Below are 1,506 nucleotides of genomic sequence, written 5' to 3'. Positions count from 1 at the left end.
GATGAAGCATGAGACGGGATATCGCCCTCCAAGCCCCATCAAGGCTTGACGGGCAACATAGAATCTCCCACGGCCAGACTGCGGATGAACAACCTACCGAGAGACCAATCTAGCGGCGGGCACGGGAAGCCGTCACGAGCCGGCATCGTAACAATACCGGCGCGTGGCTCGGCCTAGCGCTGGAAGTTGAGCATGCGCTCCAGCGGCTTGAGGGCGCGCTCGCGCAGCGCAGCGTCGACGAACACCTCTCCGCTCAGCTCGCGCAGCGAGCCGGCCAGGTTGTCCAGCGCGTTCATCGCCATCCACGGGCAGTGCGCGCAGCTCTTGCAGGTGGCGCCCTTGCCGGCGGTGGGCGCCTCGAACAGCGTCTTGTCGGGTACCGCCTGCTGCATCTTGAAGAAGATGCCGCGGTCGGTGGCGACGATCAGGCGCTGCTGGGGCAGCTCGCGGGCGGCGTTGATCAGCTGCGAGGTAGAGCCCACCACGTCGGCGATCTCGACCACCGGGGCCGGCGACTCGGGATGCACCAGCACCGCGGCGTCCGGATGCAGCGCCTTGAGGTCGGTGATGCCCTTGGCCTTGAACTCGTCGTGGACGATGCAGGCACCGTCCCACAGCAGCATGTCGGCCCCGGTCTTGTCGCGGATATAGCCGCCCAGGTGCTTGTCGGGAGCCCAGAGGATCTTCTCGCCACGGGCGTGCAGATGCTCGATCACGTCCACCGCGATGGAGGAGGTCACCACCCAGTCGGCCCGCGCCTTCACCGCCGCCGAGGTGTTGGCGTAGACCACCACGGTACGGTCGGGGTGCTGATCGCAGAAGGCGCTGAATTCATCCGCCGGGCAGCCGATGTCCAGCGAGCAGGTCGCCTCCAGGGTGGGCATCAGCACCCGCTTCTCGGGCGAGAGGATCTTGGCCGTCTCGCCCATGAAGCGCACCCCGGCGACCACCAGCGTCGACGCCGGATGCCGGGCACCGAAACGCGCCATCTCCAGCGAGTCGGCGACACAGCCGCCGGTCTCCTCGGCGAGCTGCTGGATGGCGTCATCGGTGTAGTAATGGGCAACCAGCACGGCATCGCGCTGTTCGAGCAGCTGCTTGATCTCGTCGATGCGCGCCTCGTCCTCGGCGGCGATCCGCGTCGGGCAATAGGTGCGCGTCAGGTGCTCTCGGACGAGAGCACGGGAAGTCATGGTTGTCATCGTGTCTACCACTGCGACAGGCAGGGGCTCCCCCTGCGTTCACCGGAAGCGCCACGGACGATCCTGCTCGTCCGTCACGCACCTGAAGCGATCATGGTACTGCGCGCCAATCGCGCTGCCCAGTCCTTCTCGCTTCCCGTGAGACACCAATCGGCGGCGAACGCTCCCGGAACACGCACACGAAAACGCCCCGGCAGAAGGCTGACGGGGCGTTTTCGGGAAATCCTGGTGGGTCGTGTAGGATTCGAACCTACGACCAATTGGTTAAAAGCCAACTGCTCTACCAACTGAGCTAACGACCCGG

1 protein-coding gene and 1 tRNA gene are annotated in these 1,506 nt (G+C 65.7%); both read right to left on the bottom strand.

Going from position 1 to position 1,506, the window contains the following annotated elements; all coding sequences use genetic code 11:
• Window positions 1-173 precede the first annotated feature (173 nt).
• The gene (gene nadA / locus G7A98_RS11610; RefSeq protein WP_205596264.1) at window positions 174-1,193 is read right to left on the bottom strand and encodes a quinolinate synthase NadA; all 1,020 of its coding nucleotides are present in this window, start codon (window positions 1,191-1,193) and stop codon (window positions 174-176) included.
• Between the two features lie 235 nt (window positions 1,194-1,428).
• Window positions 1,429-1,504, bottom strand: a tRNA-Lys gene (locus G7A98_RS11605).
• Window positions 1,505-1,506 lie beyond the last annotated feature (2 nt).

The organism is Modicisalibacter sp. 'Wilcox', assembly GCF_010993675.1.
Classification (GTDB): Bacteria; Pseudomonadota; Gammaproteobacteria; order Pseudomonadales; family Halomonadaceae; genus Modicisalibacter; species Modicisalibacter tunisiensis.
Note: the sequence above shows the minus strand (reverse complement) of the source record. Positions and strands in the feature narration are given on the sequence as shown.